This window comes from Bacillus sp. N1(2025) (assembly GCF_053470005.1).
Genome location: NZ_JBLTJB010000001.1, coordinates 831,853 through 855,349 on the forward strand (window position 1 = coordinate 831,853; position 23,497 = coordinate 855,349).

Annotated in this window: 24 protein-coding genes; 21 read left to right on the forward strand and 3 right to left on the reverse strand. The window is 47.0% G+C overall.

Features of this window, described 5'->3' with window-relative positions; genetic code table 11:
• The first annotated feature begins 71 nt into the window (after positions 1 to 71).
• The 3 genes from ACNFN4_RS04395 (at position 72) to ACNFN4_RS04405 (ending at position 2,720) form a co-directional block, all read left to right on the forward strand.
• The gene (locus ACNFN4_RS04395; protein WP_021494235.1) at positions 72 to 665 is read left to right on the forward strand and encodes a DUF1405 domain-containing protein; all 594 of its coding nucleotides are present in this window, start codon (positions 72 to 74) and stop codon (positions 663 to 665) included.
• Between the two features lie 67 nt (positions 666 to 732).
• On the forward strand, positions 733 to 1,515 hold the full coding sequence (gene ypjB / locus ACNFN4_RS04400) for a sporulation protein YpjB (RefSeq protein WP_448200014.1): 783 nt from the start codon (positions 733 to 735) through the stop codon (positions 1,513 to 1,515).
• A 29-nt stretch (positions 1,516 to 1,544) separates the two neighbouring features.
• On the forward strand, positions 1,545 to 2,720 hold the full coding sequence (locus tag ACNFN4_RS04405; protein WP_326233309.1) for an oxalate decarboxylase family bicupin: 1,176 nt from the start codon (positions 1,545 to 1,547) through the stop codon (positions 2,718 to 2,720).
• A 23-nt stretch (positions 2,721 to 2,743) separates the two neighbouring features.
• Here the strand turns inward: ACNFN4_RS04405 and ACNFN4_RS04410 are convergent, their stop codons facing one another.
• Positions 2,744 to 3,616, reverse strand: coding sequence for a YitT family protein (locus ACNFN4_RS04410; protein WP_003153493.1), 873 nt, complete (start codon positions 3,614 to 3,616; stop codon positions 2,744 to 2,746).
• Positions 3,617 to 3,758: 142 nt separating this feature from the next.
• On the opposite strand from ACNFN4_RS04410, the gene ACNFN4_RS04415 reads away from it, so the two are divergent.
• The 18 genes from ACNFN4_RS04415 to ACNFN4_RS04500 all read left to right on the forward strand — a co-directional run bounded on the left by ACNFN4_RS04415 (position 3,759) and on the right by ACNFN4_RS04500 (position 19,974).
• A complete protein-coding gene (locus ACNFN4_RS04415; protein WP_003153495.1) occupies positions 3,759 to 4,094 on the forward strand; it encodes a nucleotide pyrophosphohydrolase in 336 nt (111 codons plus the stop codon).
• A gap of 8 nt (positions 4,095 to 4,102) precedes the next feature.
• Entirely contained in the window at positions 4,103 to 4,906 is an 804-nt protein-coding gene (gene dapB / locus ACNFN4_RS04420) for a 4-hydroxy-tetrahydrodipicolinate reductase (protein ID WP_003153497.1), read from the forward strand.
• A gap of 23 nt (positions 4,907 to 4,929) precedes the next feature.
• Positions 4,930 to 5,343 (forward strand): methylglyoxal synthase, encoded by a 414-nt coding sequence (mgsA, locus tag ACNFN4_RS04425; protein ID WP_003153499.1) that lies wholly within the window; start codon positions 4,930 to 4,932, stop codon positions 5,341 to 5,343.
• Positions 5,336 to 6,049, forward strand: coding sequence for a bacillithiol biosynthesis deacetylase BshB1 (bshB1, locus tag ACNFN4_RS04430; RefSeq protein ID WP_094295998.1), 714 nt, complete (start codon positions 5,336 to 5,338; stop codon positions 6,047 to 6,049). The genes mgsA and bshB1 overlap by 8 nt, the downstream gene beginning before the upstream one ends.
• Positions 6,046 to 7,179 (forward strand): N-acetyl-alpha-D-glucosaminyl L-malate synthase BshA, encoded by a 1,134-nt coding sequence (gene bshA, locus ACNFN4_RS04435; protein ID WP_020955989.1) that lies wholly within the window; start codon positions 6,046 to 6,048, stop codon positions 7,177 to 7,179. The genes bshB1 and bshA overlap by 4 nt, the downstream gene beginning before the upstream one ends.
• A gap of 4 nt (positions 7,180 to 7,183) precedes the next feature.
• On the forward strand, positions 7,184 to 8,374 hold the full coding sequence (locus tag ACNFN4_RS04440; protein ID WP_022553039.1) for a CCA tRNA nucleotidyltransferase: 1,191 nt from the start codon (positions 7,184 to 7,186) through the stop codon (positions 8,372 to 8,374).
• A complete protein-coding gene (locus ACNFN4_RS04445) occupies positions 8,359 to 9,336 on the forward strand; it encodes a bifunctional biotin--[acetyl-CoA-carboxylase] synthetase/biotin operon repressor (protein WP_017418026.1) in 978 nt (325 codons plus the stop codon). Before ACNFN4_RS04440 ends, ACNFN4_RS04445 begins: the two co-directional genes overlap by 16 nt.
• A 244-nt stretch (positions 9,337 to 9,580) precedes the next feature.
• A complete protein-coding gene (panB, locus tag ACNFN4_RS04450; protein ID WP_007409480.1) occupies positions 9,581 to 10,414 on the forward strand; it encodes a 3-methyl-2-oxobutanoate hydroxymethyltransferase in 834 nt (277 codons plus the stop codon).
• 3 nt (positions 10,415 to 10,417) lie between these two features.
• Positions 10,418 to 11,278, forward strand: coding sequence for a pantoate--beta-alanine ligase (panC, locus tag ACNFN4_RS04455; protein WP_029973653.1), 861 nt, complete (start codon positions 10,418 to 10,420; stop codon positions 11,276 to 11,278).
• A 1-nt stretch (position 11,279) separates the two neighbouring features.
• Complete coding sequence (gene panD, locus ACNFN4_RS04460; RefSeq protein ID WP_003153510.1) at positions 11,280 to 11,663, forward strand: aspartate 1-decarboxylase; 384 nt, start codon at positions 11,280 to 11,282, stop codon at positions 11,661 to 11,663.
• 121 nt (positions 11,664 to 11,784) lie between these two features.
• On the forward strand, positions 11,785 to 14,571 hold the full coding sequence (gene dinG / locus ACNFN4_RS04465; RefSeq protein ID WP_448200015.1) for an ATP-dependent DNA helicase DinG: 2,787 nt from the start codon (positions 11,785 to 11,787) through the stop codon (positions 14,569 to 14,571).
• Positions 14,572 to 14,718: 147 nt separating this feature from the next.
• Positions 14,719 to 14,889 (forward strand): YpmA family protein, encoded by a 171-nt coding sequence (locus tag ACNFN4_RS04470; RefSeq protein WP_003153512.1) that lies wholly within the window; start codon positions 14,719 to 14,721, stop codon positions 14,887 to 14,889.
• A 9-nt stretch (positions 14,890 to 14,898) separates the two neighbouring features.
• Positions 14,899 to 15,384: a cell wall elongation/penicillin-binding protein regulator TseB gene (gene tseB / locus ACNFN4_RS04475; protein WP_007409483.1), complete on the forward strand. Its 486-nt coding sequence runs from the start codon at positions 14,899 to 14,901 to the stop codon at positions 15,382 to 15,384.
• A 22-nt stretch (positions 15,385 to 15,406) separates the two neighbouring features.
• Entirely contained in the window at positions 15,407 to 16,588 is a 1,182-nt protein-coding gene (locus ACNFN4_RS04480) for a pyridoxal phosphate-dependent aminotransferase (RefSeq protein ID WP_448200016.1), read from the forward strand.
• Positions 16,589 to 16,722: 134 nt separating this feature from the next.
• On the forward strand, positions 16,723 to 18,015 hold the full coding sequence (gene asnS, locus ACNFN4_RS04485) for an asparagine--tRNA ligase (RefSeq protein ID WP_003153515.1): 1,293 nt from the start codon (positions 16,723 to 16,725) through the stop codon (positions 18,013 to 18,015).
• Between the two features lie 94 nt (positions 18,016 to 18,109).
• Entirely contained in the window at positions 18,110 to 18,808 is a 699-nt protein-coding gene (gene dnaD / locus ACNFN4_RS04490) for a DNA replication protein DnaD (RefSeq protein ID WP_003153516.1), read from the forward strand.
• 18 nt (positions 18,809 to 18,826) lie between these two features.
• Positions 18,827 to 19,486: an endonuclease III gene (gene nth, locus ACNFN4_RS04495; RefSeq protein WP_007612187.1), complete on the forward strand. Its 660-nt coding sequence runs from the start codon at positions 18,827 to 18,829 to the stop codon at positions 19,484 to 19,486.
• On the forward strand, positions 19,483 to 19,974 hold the full coding sequence (locus ACNFN4_RS04500; protein WP_012117839.1) for a YpoC family protein: 492 nt from the start codon (positions 19,483 to 19,485) through the stop codon (positions 19,972 to 19,974). Before nth ends, ACNFN4_RS04500 begins: the two co-directional genes overlap by 4 nt.
• A gap of 77 nt (positions 19,975 to 20,051) precedes the next feature.
• On the opposite strand, the gene ACNFN4_RS04505 is transcribed toward ACNFN4_RS04500, so the two are convergent.
• The gene (locus ACNFN4_RS04505) at positions 20,052 to 22,835 is read right to left on the reverse strand and encodes a PBP1A family penicillin-binding protein (protein WP_029973655.1); all 2,784 of its coding nucleotides are present in this window, start codon (positions 22,833 to 22,835) and stop codon (positions 20,052 to 20,054) included.
• 38 nt (positions 22,836 to 22,873) lie between these two features.
• Positions 22,874 to 23,482, reverse strand: coding sequence for a Holliday junction resolvase RecU (gene recU / locus ACNFN4_RS04510; RefSeq protein WP_014418235.1), 609 nt, complete (start codon positions 23,480 to 23,482; stop codon positions 22,874 to 22,876).
• Positions 23,483 to 23,497: the final 15 nt, after the last annotated feature.

A 23,497-nucleotide genomic window follows, 5' to 3' on the forward strand; every position in this document is an offset into this window, starting at 1 on the left:
TATGAAAAGAGCTGACCGGATGTCAGCTTTTTTTGCATGATACATACTTTTACGGACTGAGAGTTGATGGTATGAGGTGGATTTCTTATCTTTTAGGGTTGCGCGGCATGCTTCTGCTTGTTCTTGCCGTTAATTTTATCGGTACGGTGTACGGCTATTATTGGTATGTGCCTCAGCTTGCGGACACGCCGTTCCGATTTCTGATATTTGTGCCTGACAGCCCGACGGCGACGTTTTTCTTCCTGTTCGTGCTTCTGGCATTTCTCATGAAAAGAAACGCGCCGCTGTTTGAAGCGCTGGCTCTTGTAACCCTTGTAAAATACGGGCTGTGGGCGGTCGGAATGAATGTCTTTGTGCTGGCCAAAATGGGGCAGATGCCTTGGGAAGGGTACATGCTGATTGCTTCACATTTTGCCATGGCCGTTCAAGGCGTTTTATACAGCCCGTATTTTCGGTTCCGGTTATGGCATCTTGCCGCTGCCGCTGTTTGGACGCTTCATAATGATGTCATTGATTATCTTTTCGGCATGATGCCCCGCTACTCAATGCTCAATGACTATATGCAAGAGATCGGCTATGCTACATTCTGGCTGAGCATATTTTCACTCGGCCTTGCATACTATTTGGTGATTTCCAAAAGACGGATAAAGCTTGACTTACACTGATAGAATCTTGGTCTAACCTTGTCCCGCTCCTCATATTCTGTAAAGAGAAGGAGTGGGAGGGACCTCTATGAAACGAAAGCTGACGATCTGTCTTTTACTTGCTCTTATGTGTTTCATCACAACTGCCAAAGCTGAAGATGAGGACGGTCTCAAGGAACTGAACGACCTTTCGGATACCGTTTTCCAAATGACGCGGCATTCGCAGTATGATGAGGCTCTGCAAGTGCTTGGCTACTTTAAGAAAAAAATGACACACGTAAACTCACTGAACGGCGCCGAAGTCAGGCAGGTGACTCTGGGTTTCAATGATTTAGTGCGCGTTCTGAAACAGGCAGACGCCTCAGATAACGAAAAAATCCGGGCAGCCGCCCAGTTCAGGTTGGTAATGGATGCGATGGAAGACCACTCCGATCCGCTGTGGGGTTCGCTTGAAAGACCGATTATGGCGACATTCAGCGCCTTAAAAGAAGATGTCAGCGGAAACGGAAGTGAAAATTTCAATGAAAAGTGGAATGAATTTATATCATTATATGATTTAATTTACCCCAGCCTGACAATGGATGTGTCGGCCGGCCAGCTTGATACGGTGGCGAAACATATCGAGGTGATTGAGCAGGAAGGGTTTCAGCAGATGACAAAAGGAACAAAGCTTGAGCGTCTGACGCTCCTGCAGCAGGATTTAAAGCGGGTTTTTGACAAGGTGGAGCGGGATGACGCTGATCCTTCGCTGCTCTGGGTCATTCTGACAACAGGCGGTATCATTATTACTGCGCTGACATATGTCGGCTACCGAAAATACAGAGCGGAAAAAAAGAAAGAGAAAAAGCGTGAGTATCCTAAGTCTAAATAAACACAAATTGCTGTAAAGGAGCTAAGCCAGTGAAAAAACTCATCCAGCAATTGGCTTCAAAACACCTCCCGCAGCCGATCAGAGGCAGAAAAGGGGCGACTGACGAAGGACCGCGAAACCTCGCGCGTGACTTCCAGAATCCTGACATGCTCGTTCCGCCTTCAACGGATGCAGGAACGGTTCAAAATTTGAAATTCTCATTTTCTGATACGCATATGAGGCTTGAAGACGGAGGATGGTCCAGAGAGGTGACGGTCAGGGAACTGCCGGTATCCAAAAACATCGCGGCGGTGAACATGAGACTGAAGCCGGGAGCTGTGCGGGAGCTTCATTGGCATAAAGAAGCCGAATGGGGATATGTGATTAACGGAGGAGTCCGTTTAACTGCGGTCGATCAAAATGGGCGGAATTTTATTGATAATGTCAGTGAAGGGGATCTGTGGTATTTTCCTTCCGGCATTCCTCATTCCATTCAAGGATTAGAGCAGGGAAGTGAGTTTTTGCTCGTCTTTGATGACGGCTCTTTTTCAGAAAACAGCACCTTTTCAGTAACGGACTGGTTTGCCCACACCCCGCGCAGCGTGCTGGAGGCGAACTTCGGTGTTCCGGGTTATGAGTTGGCTTATATTCACAAGAAAGAGCGTTACATGTTCCAGTTGAAACCGCCTCCCCCTATTGAGCAGGCAGCAGTTTCTTCCCCGGAAGGCACCGTTTTGGAGCCGTTCAGCTACAAGCTTTCCCGGCAGGAGCCCCTTGTTACCAGCGGGGGAAGAGTAAAGATTGTCGATTCAAAAACGTTTAAGGTGTCAAAAACGATTGCCGCAGCTCTTGTGGAGGTCGAACCCGGGGGCATGAGAGAATTGCATTGGCATCCGAATACGGACGAGTGGCAGTATTATCTTTCAGGAGAAGCAAAAATGACGGTGTTTGCGGCGGAAGGAAGAGCGCGGACATTTAACTATCAAGCGGGTGACGTAGGATATGTTCCTTTTGCAATGGGACATTATGTTCAGAATACCGGTGACACCGTGCTTCGCTTTCTGGAAATCTTCAAAAGCGACCGTTTCGAAGACGTCTCTTTAAACCAATGGCTGGCACTGACGCCGCAGCGCTTCGTCGAGCAGACGCTCAATGTCAGTCCGGCATTCGCCCGCCGATTGAAAAAGAAAAAATCACCGGTTGTCAAATGGAAACACGAACAGTAAAGGCGGCAAAAGCCGCCTTTTTATTATCGTCTGATCGGATTTTTATTTTCATCAAGCGTAAATCCTTCGCCGAGCACATCATGGACGTCGCTTACTGCAACAAAGGCGTGCGGGTCAACGGAAGTGATGACGCTTTTCAAAAGCACAATTTCGTTTTTCGGAACGACGCAGTAAAGAACGTCCCTGTCTTCTTTTGTATATGATCCCTGTCCTTTCAAAACGGTGACGCCGCGCTCCATCTCTTCAATGATTTTTTGCTGGATCAAATCGTTTTTCGAAGAAATAATCGTTGCCCCTTTTGCGGCATAGCCGCCTTCCTGTATAAAATCAATCAATCTCGCAGCGACAAAAACGGCTACAAGCGTGTACATCGCTTCCTTGTAAGAAAGATACGTAAACAAAGAAAGAAGAATGACACAGGCGTCAAAGGCAAACATCGTCCGGCCCATCGGGATTCCGAAAAATTTGTTGATCAGCCTGGCGATGATATCGACCCCGCCCGTCGTGCCGCCGTATTTAAAAATAATGCCGAGACCCGCGCCGATAAATACACCGGCGAACAAGGCGGCCAGCGCTAAATCATGGGACAGCGGCATATGAATTTCGTAGCGCTGAAAAACACTCAGAAAAACAGAAAGAGAGACGGTGCCGATCAGGGTATAGACAAACATCGTCCGGCCGAGCATACGCCAGCCGATGAAAAAGATAGGAATGTTCAATACCAGGTTGGAAATAGAAGGGCTGATGTGGAATAACGCATATAAAAGCAGCGTAATGCCGGTAAATCCGCCTTCCGCCAAATTGTTCTGCATATTAAAGTGAACCAGTCCGAATGAAAAAACAGCGGCGCCGATTAAAATAAAGCAAATGTTTTTGATTCTGATTTCTCCAAGCATTGCATCAAACCCCTTTTCCTTCCATAAGATTGCGTAAATATTATAGTGGATACAAAAGAAAACAGCAAACTGCCGTTTTTAACATTTGTCAAATGTACTTGAATTAGCTAACATGGAAGAGATGACAGGAGGTATTCGCACAGTGAGTGACAAAACGATGAAAGACTTACAAGCTGAGGTCGATGAATATATCGGCCAATTCAAAGAAGGCTATTTCAGCCCGCTTGCCATGATGGCCCGTCTCACGGAAGAACTGGGCGAACTTGCAAGAGAAGTCAACCATTATTATGGTGAAAAGCCGAAGAAAACGACGGAAAATGAGAAAAGCATGGAAGAGGAAATGGGTGATGTGCTGTTCGTCCTGATCTGCCTCGCCAACTCCCTTGATATTTCATTGGAGGAAGCTCATAACCGCGTCATGCATAAATTTAATACACGTGATAAAGACCGCTGGACTAGAAAAGAAGAAGGAAAGTAGGAGAAACCATGTCAAATGAAACCATTAAAGTCGTCATTGCCGGACCGAGAGGCAGAATGGGCCAGGAGGCCGTAAAACTTGCCGTCCGCACGCCTCATTTTGAGCTTGTCGGCGCCATTGACCATACATACGATCAGCAAACATTGCGGGAAGTGATGTCAGCTGATTCAGACGCTCTTATTTATACGGATATCCGCGCATGTTTCCAAGAAACAAAACCGGATGTGCTGATCGATTTGACAACGCCTGAAATCGGCAAAAAACATACGAAAGCCGCTCTTGAACACGGCGTCCGCCCCGTTGTGGGAACGACCGGATTTTCTGAAGCGGATTTAGAGGAGCTTCAAGCCTTGACTGAAGAAAAAGGAATCGGCGCCATCATCGCTCCGAACTTTGCATTAGGCGCGGTGCTGATGATGAAGTTCTCACAAATGGCCGCCAACTATTTTGAAGATGTAGAAATCATTGAGCTTCATCATGATCAAAAGCTGGATGCCCCGAGCGGAACGGCGCTGAAAACAGCGGAAATGATCTCAAGCGTCCGTACAGAAAAGCAGCAGGGCCATCCTGATGAAAAAGAAATTCTGCCGGGCGCCCGCGGTGCTGAATTAAACGGCATCCGCCTTCACAGCGTGCGTCTGCCGGGCCTTATCGCCCACCAGGAAGTCATGTTCGGCATGGACGGCCAGACGCTGAAACTGCGCCATGACTCCTATAACCGGGCTTCCTTTATGTCAGGAGTGAAGCTGTCAGTGGAGCAAGTGATGAAAATCGACCAGCTTGTATACGGACTCGAAAATATTATCGACTGAATCGGCAAGGGGGAGAACATCAAATGAAAATTGCTTTGATTGCTCACGATAAAAAAAAGCAGGATATGGTTCAGTTTACGACCGCATATAAAGATATACTGAGCCATCATGAGTTATACGCGACAGGTACGACGGGCCTGAAAATCCAGGAAGCGACCGGATTGTCTGTTGAACGTTTTCAATCCGGCCCGCTCGGCGGAGATCAGCAAATCGGCGCATTGATTGCAGCAAATGCCCTGGATCTCGTCATTTTTCTGCGCGATCCGTTAACTGCGCAGCCTCACGAACCGGATGTCTCGGCGCTGATCCGGCTGTGTGACGTATACGCGATCCCGCTCGCCACAAATATGGGAACAGCGGAAATCCTCGTCCGGACGCTGGATGGCGGGGCATTTGATTTCCGCAATCTTGTGCGCGGAGGAGAGCCGAATGTCTGAACACGTTGATATTCTGGCGTTCGGCGCCCATAGTGATGATGTCGAGATCGGTATGGGCGGCACGATCGCAAAATTTACGGCTCAAGGAAAAACCGCGGTGATATGCGATTTGACCGAGGCCGAACTATCATCTAACGGAACGGTAGGGATAAGAAAAGAAGAAGCGGCAGAGGCGGCCCGAATTCTCGGCGTAAAAGAGAGAATCCAGCTTACGCTTCCCGACCGCGGGCTTTTGAAAAGTGAGGAGGGCATCCGCCGGATTGTCAGTGTCATCAGAGCCTGCCGGCCGAAAACCGTTTTCATGCCTTATCCGAAAGACCGTCATCCTGACCACGGCAATGCGGCGGCTTTGGTCGAAGAAGCGGTGTTCTCGGCGGGAATTCATAAATACAGAGATCACCAGGAACTGCCGGCTCATAAGGCTCAGCGCGTATACTATTATATGATCAACGGGTTTCACCGTCCGGACTTTGTAATCGACATAACGGAAACCATCGATCTGAAAAAAGAAAGCCTGCACGCCTATCAAAGCCAGTTTATTCCTACGGCGCAGTCAGTGAACACACCGCTGACCAACGGTTATATCGAAATGGTGGAAGCGAGGGAAAGACTGTATGGTAAAGAAGCCGGGACGGGGTATGCCGAAGGTTTCTTTTCAAAACAGCTTCCCGTTTTGAATGATGATGTTTTTGGGGGCGGACAATGAGACCATTAAAAATAGGGATTACATGCTACCCGAGTGTCGGAGGCTCGGGTATTATTGCGACGGAACTCGGCAAGCTGCTTGCGGAAAAAGGGCACCAGGTTCATTTCATCACATCAAGCATCCCGTTCAGATTAAATACATATCATCCGAATATTCATTTTCATGAGGTGGAAGTCAACCAATACGCGGTATTTAAATATCCGCCTTATGACCTTACGCTGGCGAGCAAAATCGCCGAGGTTGCCGCGAGGGAAAATCTTGATATCATTCACGCGCATTATGCGCTGCCGCATGCGGTATGCGCTTATCTCGCCAAACAGATGCTCAAGCGCGACATTGGCATCGTGACGACGCTTCACGGTACGGACATCACCGTTTTAGGATATGATCCGTCATTAAAAGATTTAATCCGTTTTGCCATCGAAGCGTCCGACAGAGTGACGGCGGTATCAACCGCGCTTGCCGGAGAAACATATGACTTAATCAAGCCGGATAAAAAAATTGAGACCATCTACAACTTTATTGATGAACGTGTTTATCTTAAGAAAAATACAGAGAGTATAAAAGAGAAGCATGGCATTTTGCCGGATGAAAAGGTCGTCATCCATGTTTCGAACTTCAGAAAAGTAAAACGTGTTAAAGACGTCATCCGCGTTTTCCGTAATATCGCAGCCAACACAAAGGCGAAGCTCCTGCTTGTCGGCGACGGGCCGGAAAAGTGCGTCGCTTGGCAGCTTGTCGAAAAATACGGACTGCAGGATCAAGTGCTGCTCCTCGGAAATCAGGACAGAGTGGAAGAGCTGTATTCCATCAGCGATCTTAAGCTTCTTCTGTCTGAAAAAGAAAGTTTCGGACTCGTCCTCCTTGAAGCGATGGCCTGCGGCGTGCCGTGCATCGGAACAAATATCGGCGGAATCCCGGAAGTGATTAAAGATCAAGTAAGCGGTTTTCTGGTGGAAGTCGGAGATATTCAGGCGGCATCTGAAAAAGCGCTTGCCGTTTTAGAAGATAAACAGCTCAGCAAACGATTGACTGATCATGCGCTGAAAATGGTGGAGACCGCCTTTTCTTCGCAAAGAATCGTCAGTCAGTATGAACGGATTTATGACGAATTGGCAGGACCGGAGTGATCTTATGGAACAGGAATTTGTCAAAGCCCTCCCCATCCTTCATCATCTGATGAAGGCGGGCCATCAGGCGTACTTTGTCGGGGGAGCCGTCAGAGACAGCTATATGAAACGGAAAATAGGTGATGTGGACATCGCAACCAGCGCTTCGCCGAATGAGGTGGAGCGCCTCTTTAAGCGGACTGTCGATGTAGGAAAAGAGCACGGCACCGTAATCGTCTTGTGGGAAGATGAAACCTATGAAGTCACCACTTTTCGCGCCGAATCAGAATATAAGGACTACCGGCGCCCTGAAGCTGTGCGGTTCATTACTTCTTTATCAGAAGACTTAAAGCGGAGAGACTTAACGATAAATGCGATGGCGATGTCTGCCGAGGGAGAGCTGCTTGATTATTTCGGAGGCGCGCATGATATCGGTCAAAAGCTGATCCGTACGGTGGGTAATCCTGAAGACCGTTTTCGGGAAGACGCTCTGCGGATGATGAGAGCCGTCCGCTTTATGAGTCAGCTCGGCTTTCTGTTAGAAAAAGAAACAAGAGAGGCCGTCATAAAAGACAGGGAGCTTTTGGCACATGTATCAGTAGAACGAAAGACCGTCGAATTTGAAAAGCTGCTGCAGGGCGCTTCCTCACAAGAAGCGATCCAAACGATGGTGCAAACAGGTCTGATACAAGAGCTGCCCGGCCTTTCCGGTTATGAGCAGCAAATGCTTGAAGCGAGCGGATTTCCGTTTTCTTCTTTAGATGCACGCGAAGAACGCTGGGCAGCGCTGTTATTGTTTCTCGGTCTTTGTCCGAAAAGCGCCGAGGCGCTTTTAAAACAATGGAAACTGCCGGGAAAAGTCATAAAAAAAGCGGTGCAGATCATAAGCATTTATCCGGCGCAGCTGGAAGCGGAAGCGATGTACCGGGCGGGAGAGGCGCTGTTTTCAGCCGTTAAAATCGGGATGCTGAAAAAGCATAAGACGATTGATGAACAAAAGCTGAAAGAGGTTCAGAGCCTGTATGATCAGCTGCCGATCAAAAGCCTTCGAGACCTCGACATTTCAGGCGCTGATCTGATGGAGCTCAGAAACCGCCGCGCGGGTAAATGGGTGGCCGAAGAACTTCGCCGGATCGAAGAAGCGGTATTGGCAGGGAAGCTCCCTAACCGAAAACATGACATAAAGGAGTGGCTCGCATCATGGGATCAACATTAAGAACCCGATTAATTGATTTATTTTCTGAGGCGGGTGACGGCTTTATCTCCGGGCAGAAAATAAGTGACGCGCTCGGCTGCTCGAGAACCGCCGTTTGGAAACATATAGAGGAGCTCCGCAAAGAGGGCTATGAGGTTGAGGCGGTCAGACGAAAAGGGTACAGGCTCATTAAAAAACCGGGGAAACTCAGTGAATCCGAAATCCGTTTCGGGCTGAAAACAGAGGTTTTGGGCAAACAGCTTCATTACCGGGACGTCCTGCCGTCCACCCAAAAAACCGCTCATGAACTTGCCAATGACGGTGCGCCGGAAGGGACGCTCGTAGTCGCCGATAAACAAACGGCAGGCAGAGGAAGAATGGCCAGAGTGTGGCATTCACAGGAGGGAAACGGGATTTGGATGAGCCTCATTCTGAGACCCGACGTTCCTTTGCAAAAAACGCCGCAGCTCACCCTGTTATCCGCTGTTGCGGTCGTTCAGGCCATCGAGGCCTTTACAGGAGTACAGCCCGCCATTAAATGGCCGAATGATTTAATGATTCACGGCAAAAAAGCCGTCGGGATTTTAACTGAGCTGCAGGCAGAAGAAAACCATGTCCGTTCGGTTATTCTCGGGATCGGCATCAACGTGAACCAGCAGGAAGCCGATTTTCCCGGCGAGCTTCAGGACATTGCGACGAGCCTGAGCATGGAAGCTGGCGAAAAAATTGACAGAGCGGGTCTGATACAAGAGATTTTGCTGACTTTTGAAAAACGCTATCAGGATTACTTGAACCACGGCTTTACACCGATCAAGCTGCTATGGGAAAGCTATGCGGTCGGACTGGGGAACGAGCTCAGAGCGAGAACGCTGCAAGGAACGTTTTACGGGAAATCGCTCGGCATTGATGATGAGGGAGTTCTTCTCCTGGAAACGAGAGACGGTATAAAGAAGATCTATTCTGCCGATATTGAGCTCAATTAATCTTAGTTGGTACAAGCCTCGTGAATTTGGTATACTTCCTATGGGCAGTATCATAATGAACTGCACCTGATCAGCAGAACAGAGATTACGAAAAGTCTGCCTTGATCCAAAAAAGGACTGGGACAGAGGGATGACATTCGCCGAACGTTAAACAAGTGGGAATCCTTCTTATTTTACAGAAGGCTTTTTTGCTTGCGAAGAATTGGCGGCTCATCTCCTCACCGTTTAGAGGAGGAGAAACAGAATGAAAACAAAACTGGATTTCATGAAAATGAAGGAAAACGGAGAGCCGATCGTGATGCTGACCGCTTACGATTATCCGCAGGCAAAGCTTGCGGAACAGGCGGGAGTCGACATGATTTTAGTCGGGGATTCGCTCGGAATGGTCGTGCTCGGACTCGATTCAACAGTCGGCGTAACGGTCAGTGACATGATTCACCATACAAAAGCGGTAAAACGCGGTGCGAAAAATACGTTTATCGTAACTGACATGCCGTTTATGTCTTACCACCTTTCAAAAGAAGATACATTGAAAAACGCCGCGGCCATTATTCAGGAAAGCGGCGCGGACGCGTTAAAGCTGGAAGGCGGAGACGGCGTTTTCGAATCCATCCGTGCGCTGACTCTCGGCGGAATTCCCGTCGTCAGCCATTTAGGCCTCACACCGCAGTCTGTCGGCGTATTAGGCGGATATAAAGTGCAGGGAAAAGATGAGCAAAGCGCGAAAAAGCTCATTGAAGACAGCATCAAATGCGAGCAGGCAGGAGCGATGATGCTCGTGCTTGAATGCGTGCCTGCTGAACTGACTGCTAAAATAAAAGAAGAAGTATCCATTCCCGTCATCGGAATCGGAGCCGGTTCAAAAGCGGACGGCCAAGTCCTTGTTTATCATGACGTCGTCGGCCACGGCGTGGACAGAACACCCAAGTTCGTGAAGCAATACGCCAAAATCGACGGCACGATTGAGTCGGCCCTCAGTGATTATGTCCGTGATGTGAAAGAACGGGTTTTCCCGGAAGAAAAGCATTCCTTTCAGATAAACCAAACTGTGCTGCAAGGCTTGTACGGAGGAAAGTAAGCGATGAAACAACTGACAGAAACTCAACAGCTGAAAGAATTAATTGCACAATACCGCTCAGAAGGCCGGACGATCGGATTCGTCCCGACAATGGGTTTTCTTCATGAAGGACATCTGACGCTGGTTGAAAAAGCAAGCAAAGAAAACGATATTGTCGTGATGAGCATCTTTGTCAATCCGACTCAATTCGGACCGGGCGAGGATTACGAAGCATATCCGCGGGATTTAAAGCGCGATGCCCGGCTTGCAGAACAGGCGGGGGCAGATGTTTTGTTTACGCCGTCTCCAAGTGACATGTATAAAGGCGAGCAAAATGTTGCCGTGCAAGTGAAAAGGAGAACTGACGTGTTGTGCGGCGCCTCCCGCGTCGGCCATTTTGACGGAGTGGCCACTGTGCTGACGAAGTTTTTCAATCTCGTTAAACCGACCCGCGCCTACTTCGGCCTGAAAGATGCCCAGCAGGCAGCGGTTGTGGACGGATTGATTGAGGATTTCTTTATGGATATCGAATTGGTTGCAGTGGACACGGTCAGAGAAGAAGACGGACTTGCCAAAAGCTCTCGCAACGTCTATCTGACTGAGCAGGAACGCAAAGAAGCGCCGATGATCTATAAAGCATTGCAGCAAGGTGCCGAACTGATCAAAGACGGTGAAAGAAATCCGGAAACCGTCATAAAAACCGTCACCGATATCATCGAAAACACAAGCGGCGTCATTGATTATGCCGAACTGTACGCTTATCCGGAGCTGACTCCGCTTAAAACATTAAACGGCAAGGTCATTCTGGCCTGCGCCGTCCAATTTTCTAAAGCCAGACTGATTGATAATATCATTATTGATATTGATGAATGGGAGAGATCATAATATGTACCGCACTATGATGGCCGGAAAACTGCACCGCGCTACCGTGACGGAAGCCAATTTAAACTATGTCGGCAGTATTACGATTGATGAAGATCTTTTAGATGCCGTCGGAATGCTCGCTAATGAAAAAGTTCAGATTGTGAATAATAACAACGGAGCGAGACTTGAAACGTATATTATTCCCGGTAAGCGGGGGAGCGGCGTCATCTGTTTAAACGGAGCTGCCGCCCGTCTCGTCCAAGAAGGAGATAAAGTCATTATTATTTCTTATCAAATGATGTCTGATCAGGAAGCAAAAAGCCATCAGCCGAAGGTGGCCGTACTGGATGATCAGAATAAAATCGAGCAGATGCTGGGCCAGGAGCCGGCACACACGATTTTGTAAAAGAGCCCCCTTCATGGGGGTTTTCTTTTAAGATTTAGGGGCAAAAGCTGTTTTTCCGCTCCATTTCTCAACAAAACGTGTTACACTTTTCTCGTATGCAAGAATTGAGGTGTCCATTTTAATGAACAAACAACGGTTCGTTGTCATAGATGTCGAAACAACAGGAAATTCGCCGAAAAAGGGCGATAAAATCATTCAAATCGCAGCGGTTGTCATTGAAAATGGACAAATAACTGAGCGGTTTTCAAAATATATCAATCCGAATCAGGTCATCCCGCCGTTTATTGAACAGCTGACGGGAATTTCGTCCGGAATGGTTGAAAATGAACTGCCGTTTGAAGCGGTCGCAGAGGAGATTTTTCATCTGCTTGACGGCGCGTATTTTGTTGCCCACAATATTCATTTCGACCTCGGATTTGTCCGGCATGAACTGAGCGAAGCGGGCTATGAGCTGCCGGATTGTGAAGTGCTTGATACGGTTGAGCTTTCGCGTATTGTTTTCCCGGGGTTTGAAGGATATAAGCTCGGTGAGTTGTGCGCGGAGCTGAATATTGTTCATGACCGCCCTCACCGCGCAGACAGCGATGCGGAGGTTACGGGACTGGTCTTTTTAGACATTTTACATAAACTGAAACATTTGCCTTTACCGACGTTAAAGCAGCTTAGAAGGCTTTCACAGCATTTTATCAGCGATTTGACGCTGCTTTTGGATTCTTTTATACATGAAAGCAGGCCGGCGGAAGAAAAGAGCTGCATTCCATACGCCTCTTTTTCAATTAAAGAGCCCGATCACATTCCGGTTTCCCGTCCGGTGAATGCGGCCATTGACCTTGAAAAGTGGAACGAAGAAAAAGAACAGATCTTATCCGATATCATCCCCCGCTATGAAAAGCGGAATGGGCAGCTTTCGATGATGGATGAAGTGCTCGGCGCCTTCCGTAATCGGGAGCATGCGCTGATTGAAGCGGCGCCCGGCATCGGAAAAACGATCGGTTATCTCGTTCCGGCTGTTTTATTTGCCAAAGCGGAACAAACTCCCGTGATTATCAGCACGTACTCTACTCTTTTGCAGCAGCAGATCATGTCTAAAGATCTTCCGCTTTTGGAGCGTATGTTTCCTTGGCCGGTCAAAGCCGCTATTTTAAAAGGGAAATCACATTATCTGTGCCTGCCTAAGTTTGAACATATTCTGCATGAGGAAGATGACAACTATGATGCGGTTTTGACGAAAGCACAGCTTCTCGTCTGGCTGACGGAGACTGAAACGGGCGACGCCGCTGAGCTGAATCTTCCATCAGGCGGCAGATTGCTGTGGGAGCGCATGGCTTACGATGAGAATTCTTTTTTGAAAAAAGGGAAGGACTCGGCTGCCGGGTTTTATGAACGGGCTAAAGAAAAAGCGCAGGCCGCAGATCTGATTATCACAAACCATGCTTTGCTGTTTTCAGATCAAAGCAGTGAAACGAAAAAACTGCCTGCAAGCGGAACGGTCATCATTGATGAAGCGCATCATTTCGAACGCGCCGCCAGCGAGCACCTCGGGAAGAGAGCTTCATACATCGGACTGCACACAAAGCTCAGCCGAATCGGAACCTTAAAGGAACACGGACTGTTAAAGCGGATGAGAAAACTGTTTTATACGTATGAACTGCCGGCGGAAAGTTTTTTTGATGCCGATGAGTGGATGAAGCATATTCAATCGGAAAGCGACGCATTTTTCAGTTCAGTGCATTCTTTTGTCAAACGAAGAAAACCTAAAGACGATCTGAACCGTCTCGTCTATAGTCTCAATCATAAAAGCCAGGATAAAGGGTTTCACATGATAACGGACGGAGCGGAGCGGCTTTGTGCGATGCTGGATCAGCTGCTTGACATGTTTTCAGTACAGGAGAAACTGTTACATCAAAAGCTTGATCAGATGAAAAGCGGAGCGGCTTTTTTAGCGGCCGAATATGTAAAGTGTATCAGGGGGCTGAAAGAATATCGCGATACGTTCAGTAGGCTGCTGTTTGAAAATGATGAGAAAGAAGCCGTTTGGGTTGAAATTGATGCGAAGGGCGCAAAAAACGCCGTCAGCATCTATGCGCAGCCTTTGGAGCCCGGTGAAATGCTTGCAGACCAGTTTTTCGCCCGCAAAAAAAGCGTTGTGCTCACATCAGCGACCTTAATGGTGGAGCAGTCTTTTCAATTTATGATTGAAAGGCTCGGACTTGCGGATTTTTATCCGCGCACCAAAAGCATCCCGTCTCCTTTTTCTTACGATGATCGGATGAACGTCATCATTCCGAAAGAGATGAAATCCGTTAAATATGACGGGGAGCGGGAAGTCATTGAGCATATTGCCAAGTATGCGGAAATCATGTCAAAGGGAAAACAGCCGAAGATCCTTGTCCTGTTTACGTCTCATGATATGCTGAAAAAAGTGTATCAGGAACTGAAACTCAGTATGGAGATCTCAGGCATTCAGCTTCTCGCCCAAGGTATTTCGGGCGGGAGTCCCGGTAAATTAATGAAAACCTTTAAAACGGCAAGCCGGGCGATTTTGCTCGGGACGAATCATTTCTGGGAAGGCGTTGATTTTCCGGGGGATGAATTGTCAACTGTCATGATCGCAAGACTTCCTTTCAGGGCGCCTGACAATCCGCTTCACGCCGCAAAATGCGAATTTGCGAAGAAGCAGGGGAAAAATCCGTTTCAGACGATTTCCCTGCCTGAGGCCGTGTTAACGTTCAGACAGGGGATCGGGCGCCTGCTCCGTACGGCGGGAGACAAGGGAACAATCGTTCTTTTAGATCAGCGTGTAAAGACGGCGGGATACGGACGGCTGTTTCTTGAAGCGCTCCCGACTTCATCTCTTTTGGAGCTGACGGATGCCGAACTCGGGGCTTATGTCAGCCAAACGGAATAAAAGCCGCATAAACGCGGCTTTCGTGGTGTGGGATGAGGAATTGTTTTTATAGTAAAAGCGGGTTCATGCCGCCTTGTGATTTTATTATGCCGCGGGCGCATCCCGTTATGACTAACAAAATTTGTTCGACCGATGGAGGGTATAAAAATGGAAAGCAAAATTGAAATTCTGTCAACGATTAATGTGGAGCATTCAGATGATTTATATAAAATCGTCGATACATTAAACCGGACTTTGAAACGGGACAATCTGATGTTCGGCCTTGCGCTCGACGAAGAAAATCAAAATGAAGCGGTCTTCACCATTTATCGTACATAGGTGAAAAAGATGAGAAAAAAAGCATTAATATTTACAGCTGTATTTGGTATTATTTTTTTAGCAGTTCTTTTATTTTCGGCCAGCATTTTTAAATCTGCAATGGCTCAAAAAGAAGAAGGCCACGAAACAGCTGCCGCAGCCGCTAAAGAAAAAACGGATTTGACAGATGCTGAGAAAGTGGAGACCTTTGTCGGCAAACAGAAATATTATGTTGTTACCGGAACGGATAAACATGGAAAAGATATGTATGTATGGGTTCCGGCCGACAAAAAAGCAAAAATTCTCTCAAAAAAAGCCAGTGACGGCATTTCAAGCGGCAAGGCTGCCAAGATCGTTCGGGACGAAGGGCTTGTTTCCAAGCTGAATGGCGTTCACCCGGCGAGAGAAAACAATGTTCCGTTATGGGAAGTGACCTATATCAACAAAAGCGGGCAGTATAGCTTTAGCTATGTGGACTTTACAAGCGGCAAGATTCTCAAAAACATCACACCGTGAGACGTATTAGGGGGAGTTCAAGTTGAAATTGGCAAAAAGAGTATCCGCATTAACACCGTCTGCAACACTTGCAATTACTGCAAAAGCGAAAGAGCTGAAAGCAGAAGGCCATGATGTCATCGGCCTCGGAGCAGGAGAACCGGATTTTAATACGCCTCAGCACATTATAGATGCCGCGGCGAGTTCCATGAATGAAGGCCACACAAAATATACGCCTTCAGGCGGTCTGCCGGCGCTGAAAGACAGTATCGCAAAAAAATTCAAAAACGATCAGGGGATTGAATATAAGCCGTCAGAAATCATTGTCTGCACCGGAGCGAAACACGCTCTGTATACATTATTTCAGGTCATTCTTGATGAAGGGGACGAAGTGATTATACCGACTCCTTACTGGGTCAGCTACCCTGAGCAGGTGAAACTGGCAGGGGGGCGTCCCGTCTATGCAGAAGGGCTGGAATCCAATCAGTTTAAAATTTCACCGGAGCAGCTGAAGCAGGCTATCACCGAGAAAACAAAAGCGCTCATTATCAATTCACCGAGCAACCCGACAGGTGTTATGTATACGAAAGAAGAGCTTGCGGAACTCGGAAAAGTGTGTCTGGAGCATGGCATTCTGATCGTTTCTGACGAGATTTATGAGAAGCTTACATACGGAGGAAAAAAACACGTCTCAATCGCACAGCTTTCAGATGTATTGAAAGAGCAGACGATCATCATTAACGGCGTTTCGAAATCTCACAGCATGACGGGCTGGAGGATCGGCTATGCGGCGGGTTCGGAGACGATTATTAAAGCGATGACGAGCCTTGCGAGCCACAGCACATCAAATCCGACGTCCATCGCTCAATACGGCGCTATTGCGGCCTATAACGGTCCGGCTGAGCCGCTGGAAGAGATGAGACAGGCATTTGAGCACAGACTGAACACCATTTACTCTCAGCTCAGTGAAATTCCCGGATTCACCTGTGTCAAGCCTGAAGGGGCGTTTTACTTGTTCCCTAACGCCAAAGCGGCCGCAGAAAACTGCGGATTCAAAGATGTCGATGAATACGTCAAGGCGCTTCTGGAAGAAGAAAAAGTCGCCATCGTGCCGGGCTCGGGCTTCGGCTCACCGGACAACGTCCGTTTATCTTACGCAACGTCACTTGATCTTTTAGAAGAAGCGGTCGAAAGAATCCGCCGCTTCACGGAAAAACACAGCTGATTCTGAAAAAGCGGCTTTTAAAGCCGCTTTTCACTTGCATTGACCCCGTTAGAGTAGAACGGGTATAATAAAGTGATGAAAAAAGAGATTCAGGCAGATTCCTGAATGTCTTTCTTGTTCTGGAGGGAAAGAGTTTGAAAACAACAATCAACCAAGTGTATAAACACACAGGCGAGGAAGTAACGATTGGAGCTTGGGTCGCTAATAAACGCTCAAGCGGTAAAATCGCATTTTTACAGCTGAGAGACGGTACCGGCTTCATTCAGGGAGTTGTCGTCAAAGCTGAAGTAGAAGAAGACATCTTCCAAATCGCGAAATCAGTGACGCAGGAAACGTCACTTTATGTAAAAGGAATTGTGAAAGAGGACGAGCGTTCACCGCTTGGCTATGAGCTTGCTGTTACATCCATTGAAGTCATTCACGAAGCGACTGATTATCCGATTACGCCTAAAGAGCACGGTACGGAATTCTTAATGGATCACAGACATTTATGGCTCCGTTCGAAACGCCAGCACGCAATTATGAAAATCCGCAACGAAATCATCCGTGCGACTTATGAATTTTTCAACAAAGAAGGCTTCGTGAAAGTTGATCCGCCGATTTTGACGGGAAGCGCTCCGGAAGGCACGACTGAGCTGTTCGCGACGAAATATTTTGATGAAGACGCCTTCTTGTCTCAAAGCGGCCAGCTGTATATGGAAGCAGCTGCAATGGCGCTCGGAAAAGTATTCTCTTTCGGACCGACGTTCAGAGCGGAAAAATCGAAAACGAAACGCCATCTCATCGAATTCTGGATGATTGAGCCTGAAATGGCATTTGTTGAATTTGAAGAAAACCTTGAAGTTCAGGAGAATTATGTTGCGTACATCGTACAAAGCGTGCTGGAACATTGTAAGATCGAGCTGAACACATTAGGAAGAGACACATCGAAGCTTGAACAAATCAAAGCGCCATTCCCGCGCATTACGTACGATAAAGCGATCGAATTCCTGAAAGAAAAAGGCTTTGACGATATTGAGTGGGGAGATGACTTCGGTGCGCCGCATGAAACAGCGATCGCAGAAAGCTATGACAAACCGGTGTTTATCACTCATTACCCGACGTCATTAAAACCATTTTATATGCAGCCTGCCAAAGATCGTGACGATGTCGTGTTATGTGCCGACTTAATCGCTCCGGAAGGCTACGGGGAAATCATCGGCGGTTCAGAACGCGTTCATGATATGGATTTATTGGAAGAAAGATTAAAAGAACACGGTCTGGATTCAGATGCTTACAAATGGTATGCTGAACTCAGACAATACGGTTCTGTTCCGCACTCCGGCTTCGGCCTTGGACTTGAGCGGACAGTGGCTTGGATCAGCGGAGCGCCTCACGTGCGTGAAACGATTCCGTTCCCGAGACTTCTGAACCGTCTGTATCCGTAATAGTTATGAAAAACGAAGTCTCCTGCAAGGGAGACTTTTTCTAAGTAAAGGGGAAAGCTCCCGGAGATAACCTTTTACAGTAAGAGGTGTAAGGATGAAAAAACAGCAATTTATAGATATGCAGGAACTCGGCATTTCAAGCATTCCCAACCTGCTGCTGACACATTACCGGCAGCTTGGGCTGAATGAAACCGAATTGATCCTGCTTTTGAAGATTAAAATGCATTTGGAAAAAGGCTCTTATTTTCCGACGCCGTTTGAACTTCAATCAGGCATGTCCATCTCTGCTGAAGAATGTACAAGCTGCCTGAGAATGTTTATTCAAAAAGGTTTTCTGTTTATTGAAGAATGTGAAGACCATAACGGCATAAAGTTTGAAAAATATTCTCTGCAGCCGTTATGGGCGAAGCTGTATGATTACATGCAGCATTCACAAAACGAAACGCAGGAAAGAACGTCAGAAAGAGAACAAAAAAGCCTGTATACCATCTTTGAAGAAGAGTTCGGAAGACCGCTGTCGCCGCTTGAATGCGAGACGCTGGCCATATGGCAGGATCAGGATCAGCATGATGCGATTCTGATTAAACACGCCTTAAAAGAAGCCGTTTTATCGGGGAAACTCAGTTTTCGCTATATTGACCGGATTTTATTTGAATGGAAAAAGAACGGCTTCAAAACGGTTGAGCAGGCGAAGGCGCACAGCCAAAAATTCCGGCGTGTTCAAACGAAACAAAATGATCCGCAAAAAGAGTATACGAGGCAGGTGCCTTTTTACAATTGGCTGGAACAATAACATGAGAAGGGGAGAAACGTGTTAAATTTAAAGCAGATTGAATATTGTCTTGAAAAAATCGGCGATATGTTTCCGCACGCAGAATGTGAACTTGTCCATTCAAATCCTTTCGAATTGGTTGTGGCAGTCGCATTATCCGCGCAATGTACGGATGCTCTCGTCAACAGAGTGACAAAAACGCTATTTCAAAAATATAAACGGCCCGAAGATTATCTTGCCGTATCGCTGGAAGAACTCCAGCAGGATATTAAATCAATCGGCCTGTACCGTAATAAAGCCAAAAATATTCAAAAGCTGAGCAAAATGATCATCGAAGAGTACGGAGGAGAAGTGCCGAAAGACCGGGATGAGCTTGTGAATCTGCCGGGTGTCGGACGGAAAACGGCAAATGTGGTCGTGTCTGTTGCTTTCGGCGTACCTGCGATTGCAGTAGACACTCATGTGGAGCGGGTCTCTAAACGGCTCGGTATCTGCCGCTGGAAGGACTCTGTTTTGGAAGTAGAGAAAACATTAATGAAAAAAGTGCCGAAAGAGGATTGGTCTGTTACGCATCACAGATTAATATTTTTCGGCAGGTATCATTGTAAAGCGCAATCTCCCCGCTGTGCGGAATGTCCTTTGCTTCCGCTTTGCAGAGAAGGGCAGAAGCGTGACAAAAAAGGGCTGGTGAAACGGTGACGGCGATTGACATTCTGGCAGGCTATGAAACATACCTGCGAAGCCTTACGGACTTGGAAAGCCTCGAGATCAAAACGGCGCTGCGCCGCCATCCGCTGTATATGGATTTCAGCGGTCAGCCAACAGTGCAGCCATGGAGGGAAAGGGGCGAATATGTCCCGTTTCTGTTTCAGATTTGGAACGAAACGAAAGAAACGCTGCTTCCCGTTTTTCAAACAAGAAAATCGAGATGTGATCAAAATGACATGCTGAAGGGAATTGCCTGTCTGATTGCCGCTTTTCACTGGACGGCAGGGGAGCGGGTTACATCACTCGACTGGACTGTGCTTGAAACAAAACATTTTCCCGCCGAACCGATCAATTGGGCGGAGCGAATGGCGTTTATTTTAACGAAACCGACTCAATTTCACTCGTTTATTCAGCTGGATGAATTGATGACGGAGATGAAGAAACAATATCATAAATATGAAGCCATGAACAAATGTTAAAAACCTCCTTTTCTCATAAGGAGGTTTTTTTGTATGAAAAAAATCCTTCACCTGTTTGAGGTGAAGGATTTCGTCCGCTAATGAGCGGAATTTGACTGGATGGTTGACGAATTGGACTGCCCGTTGATATTTGAAGATGAGTCTTGGTTTTTGTCCGTTTGACCGCTGTCAGGTTTATTTGTGCCGTCTGAACCGGAATCGGAATCATTATCAGAGCCGTTATCTTGCTGTCCGTTGTTATCCGTCCCGTTACCGGGCTGATTCTGATTGTTGTCATCCGTTTGATCCTTATCGGATTGATCCTGATTTTTATCTGAGTCATCAGTGGGTGTTTGATCCGATCCGTCAGACGTATCTGTCTGATTGTCATCTGTGTTTGAATCATCGGTTTGCGTCTTGTCTTTATCTTTATCTTCATCAGACTTCTGTTCATCGTCAGTCGCTTTATCTTTATCTGCATCGTCTTCTTCATCTTTCGGGACTTTGAAAGATGCTGATGCCGTATCGCTTTTTCCGTCATCGTTTTCCGCTGTCACCTGGAAGCTGTATGTGGAGCCTGGCGTGACATCTGAGACGACGGCTTCTTTTGCCGAACTGTTTTGAATGTCACTGTAGCTTCCGCCGTCAACGGATTGTTTGACATTGAATGTTGCATCACCGTCATAATTCCAGCTTAAGGTTAATGATTTTTTATCTTTGTCGTATTTCACTTGCAATCCTGTCGGTTTATCGGCTTTTTCTTTCGTGTACGTTTTAGAAACGGCAGTTGGCTGCGTTCCTTTCACGAAGTACTCCGTCACTTTTTTATCATCCGGTGTATTCGGTCCGGCTAAAGCGGCAGGATTCGAGCCTTTCTCAACCGTTTCTTTGACGACGCTGTCAGGCTGCTTGAAGCTTCCTTTACCGTCATCAACGTATGAGATCAGCTTTTGGAAAATCCGTTTTGCGACTTGCTGGTCAGCAGAAGACAGTGATTTCTTACCTGCTTTGTTGCCAGACTCAACTCCGGTCCAAACCGCTGCTGTATATTGAGGGGTGTATCCGACAAACCATGAGTCTGGAACTCCGCCTTGTGCGATATTATATTTTTGAATATCCTCTTTAGTAAAGTTTGTCGTACCCGTTTTACCGGCGACTTCCACGTTCGGTACTTGAGCCAGTCTGCCTGTTCCTGACTGCACGACTGTTTTGAGCATATCGGTAATCATGAATGCCGTGTAATCGCTCATAGCACTTTTCGGTTTCGGTGTTAAATCAAGCTTAGTGCCGTCATTAAATTCAATCGATGTGACCGCGTGCGGTTCATTGTACGTTCCGTTATTTCCGAAAGCGCTGTAGGCGCCCGCCATTGTCATAGTAGATACACCGCGGTTATCCTCACCAAATCCTCCGATCGAATAAGATTCGGTTACACTCTCTTTGTTTAATCCTAGTCCTAAGTCATTTGCAAAGTCGACGGCATTATCTTTACCGGCTGCTTGATATGCTTTCAGAGCCGGAATATTACGCGAGTCTGAGAGGGCCTCTCGCATTGATATCATATTTCTGTATTTATTGTCATAGTCGTGAATCGGAGTGCCGTCAGAGTACGTATAAGCCGAGTCGTCAATCTGCTCATACGTCGACCATTTTTTATTTTCAATAACCGGGCCGTAATCAAGGATCGGTTTTATCGTTGAACCGGGCTGGGTTTTACCTTGTGTTGCATAATTGAATCCCCCGGCAGTTCTGTTCCTGCCTGCTCCGATGGCGCGGATTTCTCCGTTTGTCGTATCAAGGAGCGTGACGCCGCCCTGCATGCCTTCGGTAAATCCGGCTGTGTCGCCGTTCATCAATTGATCAAGATAATCTTGTGCTTTCGTATCAAGAGTCGTATAAATTTTCAGTCCGTCAGTTGAAATATCGACGTCTTTCTTTTCTTTTGTCTCAATTTCTTTCATAACTTCTTCGACAAAAGCGCTGTATTTATTTGTGTCCTTTTTATCGTATTCCTTTTGGCTGACGACGCCTTCATCTTTCATGGACACTTTCTTTGCTTTTTGGTATTCAGAATTTGAAATGAATCCTTGTTTTTCCATTAAGCTGAGAACAATGTTTCGGCGCTTTTCGGAAGCCTTCGGATTTTTAACCGGGTTATATCCGGTCGGGCTTTGCGGCATTCCGGCAAGCGTTGCCGCCTGTTCAACCGTAAGCTTGCTCAAGTCTTTTACGCCGAAGAATTCTTCAGCCGCTTTACCGACGCCATAGGCACGCGGTGAGAAATAAATTCTGTTTAAATACATTTCTAAGATTTCATCTTTAGAATAATGGCGCTCCAGCTGCAGTGAAAGCCACACTTCCTGTGCTTTCCGTTTAATCGTTTTCTGATGGGTCAAAAGCGAGTTTTTCACAACCTGCTGGGTGATTGTGCTTCCTCCCTCTGAACCGAATCCATCCGTAAAGTTTGCGACCAAGGCGCCTCCGATCCGGATCGGGTCTATACCGTGGTGCTTATAAAAACGGGCGTCTTCAGTTGCGATAAATGCTTCTTTCACAACATCGGGTATATCCTTAATCGGGACGTAGGTTCGTTTTTCACCGCCCACTTCCGCGATTTCTTTGCCGTTTTTATCGTAAATCGTTGAAGAGTAAGGCGTTTTCAGCTTGGCTTCGTCTAAAGAGGGCGCGCCGGAAACCAAAACGGCAAATGCCGCCGCTCCGCCGACTATGCCAAGGACAAACAGAATAACCAAGGACAGCACAATCTTTTTGAATAAACCGCCTTTACGCTGTTTCTTGCCTTTTTTCGGTGAAGAGGGCTTAGTGCTTTTCGTCTGCCTTGCCTTACGGCGTTCTTCACGGCTCATAAATTGATCTGACATAACATCTCAACCTTTCGTTTATCAACCTTTCGCTCAGTCTACTGTTCCTGCGAAAAATAAAGCTGTTCAATAATACTAATATAATCAATTCTCGGTGAGTATCCAAGGGAAATCGGAAAGGAAGCATCTTCTAATTCGTCTTTGCGAATCGATTTTCTGCCGTTCTTCTCCTTTCTGTCCCAAAAGACAAACAGCTTGTCGGCTTCGAGGAAATAAACCTTTCCGAAAGCGGATATAATAACAAAACAAATGCCGTCTTGCCTGACCACCTGCTTCATATGCTCAATCTGATGATCATGAAAATTCTGCAGGGGAAATGCCGTTTTGTTTTTTGTTTCTTTTGCCTCAAAATCAATGTAGCGTCCTTTATAAATGCCGTTGTAGTCAGTTGTTGAAGACTGTTTAAAATAAGCTTCCTTAATGACTGCGGCGCTTCTTTTCGGATAGTGGACGTTTACAATCTGGACGGGTGTCGGCTTTTTGTGAATGACAGCAATTTGGTTAGCCAGATAATACTTATTCGTTTCATTCAGGTCGTCTTCGAGGGTCATGCCGCGATTACTGTATGAATGGGTCCGTTTCTGGCTGTTTTGGGATGAAACCGTTTTGTTCGGCTGAAAAGTTTTTCCATTCGGGTACCGAATCACTTTTTCCATCCTCCT

Coding starts and splice junctions, on each gene's coding strand:
- ACNFN4_RS04395 (WP_021494235.1), top strand. CDS start 72: ATGAGGTGGATTTCTTATCTTTTAGGGTTGCGCGGCATGCTTCTGCTT.
- ypjB (WP_448200014.1), top strand. CDS start 733: ATGAAACGAAAGCTGACGATCTGTCTTTTACTTGCTCTTATGTGTTTC.
- ACNFN4_RS04410 (WP_003153493.1), bottom strand. CDS start 3,616: ATGCTTGGAGAAATCAGAATCAAAAACATTTGCTTTATTTTAATCGGC.
- dapB (WP_003153497.1), top strand. CDS start 4,103: ATGTCAAATGAAACCATTAAAGTCGTCATTGCCGGACCGAGAGGCAGA.
- mgsA (WP_003153499.1), top strand. CDS start 4,930: ATGAAAATTGCTTTGATTGCTCACGATAAAAAAAAGCAGGATATGGTT.
- bshB1 (WP_094295998.1), top strand. CDS start 5,336: ATGTCTGAACACGTTGATATTCTGGCGTTCGGCGCCCATAGTGATGAT.
- bshA (WP_020955989.1), top strand. CDS start 6,046: ATGAGACCATTAAAAATAGGGATTACATGCTACCCGAGTGTCGGAGGC.
- ACNFN4_RS04440 (WP_022553039.1), top strand. CDS start 7,184: ATGGAACAGGAATTTGTCAAAGCCCTCCCCATCCTTCATCATCTGATG.
- ACNFN4_RS04445 (WP_017418026.1), top strand. CDS start 8,359: ATGGGATCAACATTAAGAACCCGATTAATTGATTTATTTTCTGAGGCG.
- panB (WP_007409480.1), top strand. CDS start 9,581: ATGAAAACAAAACTGGATTTCATGAAAATGAAGGAAAACGGAGAGCCG.
- panC (WP_029973653.1), top strand. CDS start 10,418: ATGAAACAACTGACAGAAACTCAACAGCTGAAAGAATTAATTGCACAA.
- panD (WP_003153510.1), top strand. CDS start 11,280: ATGTACCGCACTATGATGGCCGGAAAACTGCACCGCGCTACCGTGACG.
- dinG (WP_448200015.1), top strand. CDS start 11,785: ATGAACAAACAACGGTTCGTTGTCATAGATGTCGAAACAACAGGAAAT.
- ACNFN4_RS04470 (WP_003153512.1), top strand. CDS start 14,719: ATGGAAAGCAAAATTGAAATTCTGTCAACGATTAATGTGGAGCATTCA.
- tseB (WP_007409483.1), top strand. CDS start 14,899: ATGAGAAAAAAAGCATTAATATTTACAGCTGTATTTGGTATTATTTTT.
- dnaD (WP_003153516.1), top strand. CDS start 18,110: ATGAAAAAACAGCAATTTATAGATATGCAGGAACTCGGCATTTCAAGC.
- ACNFN4_RS04505 (WP_029973655.1), bottom strand. CDS start 22,835: ATGTCAGATCAATTTATGAGCCGTGAAGAACGCCGTAAGGCAAGGCAG.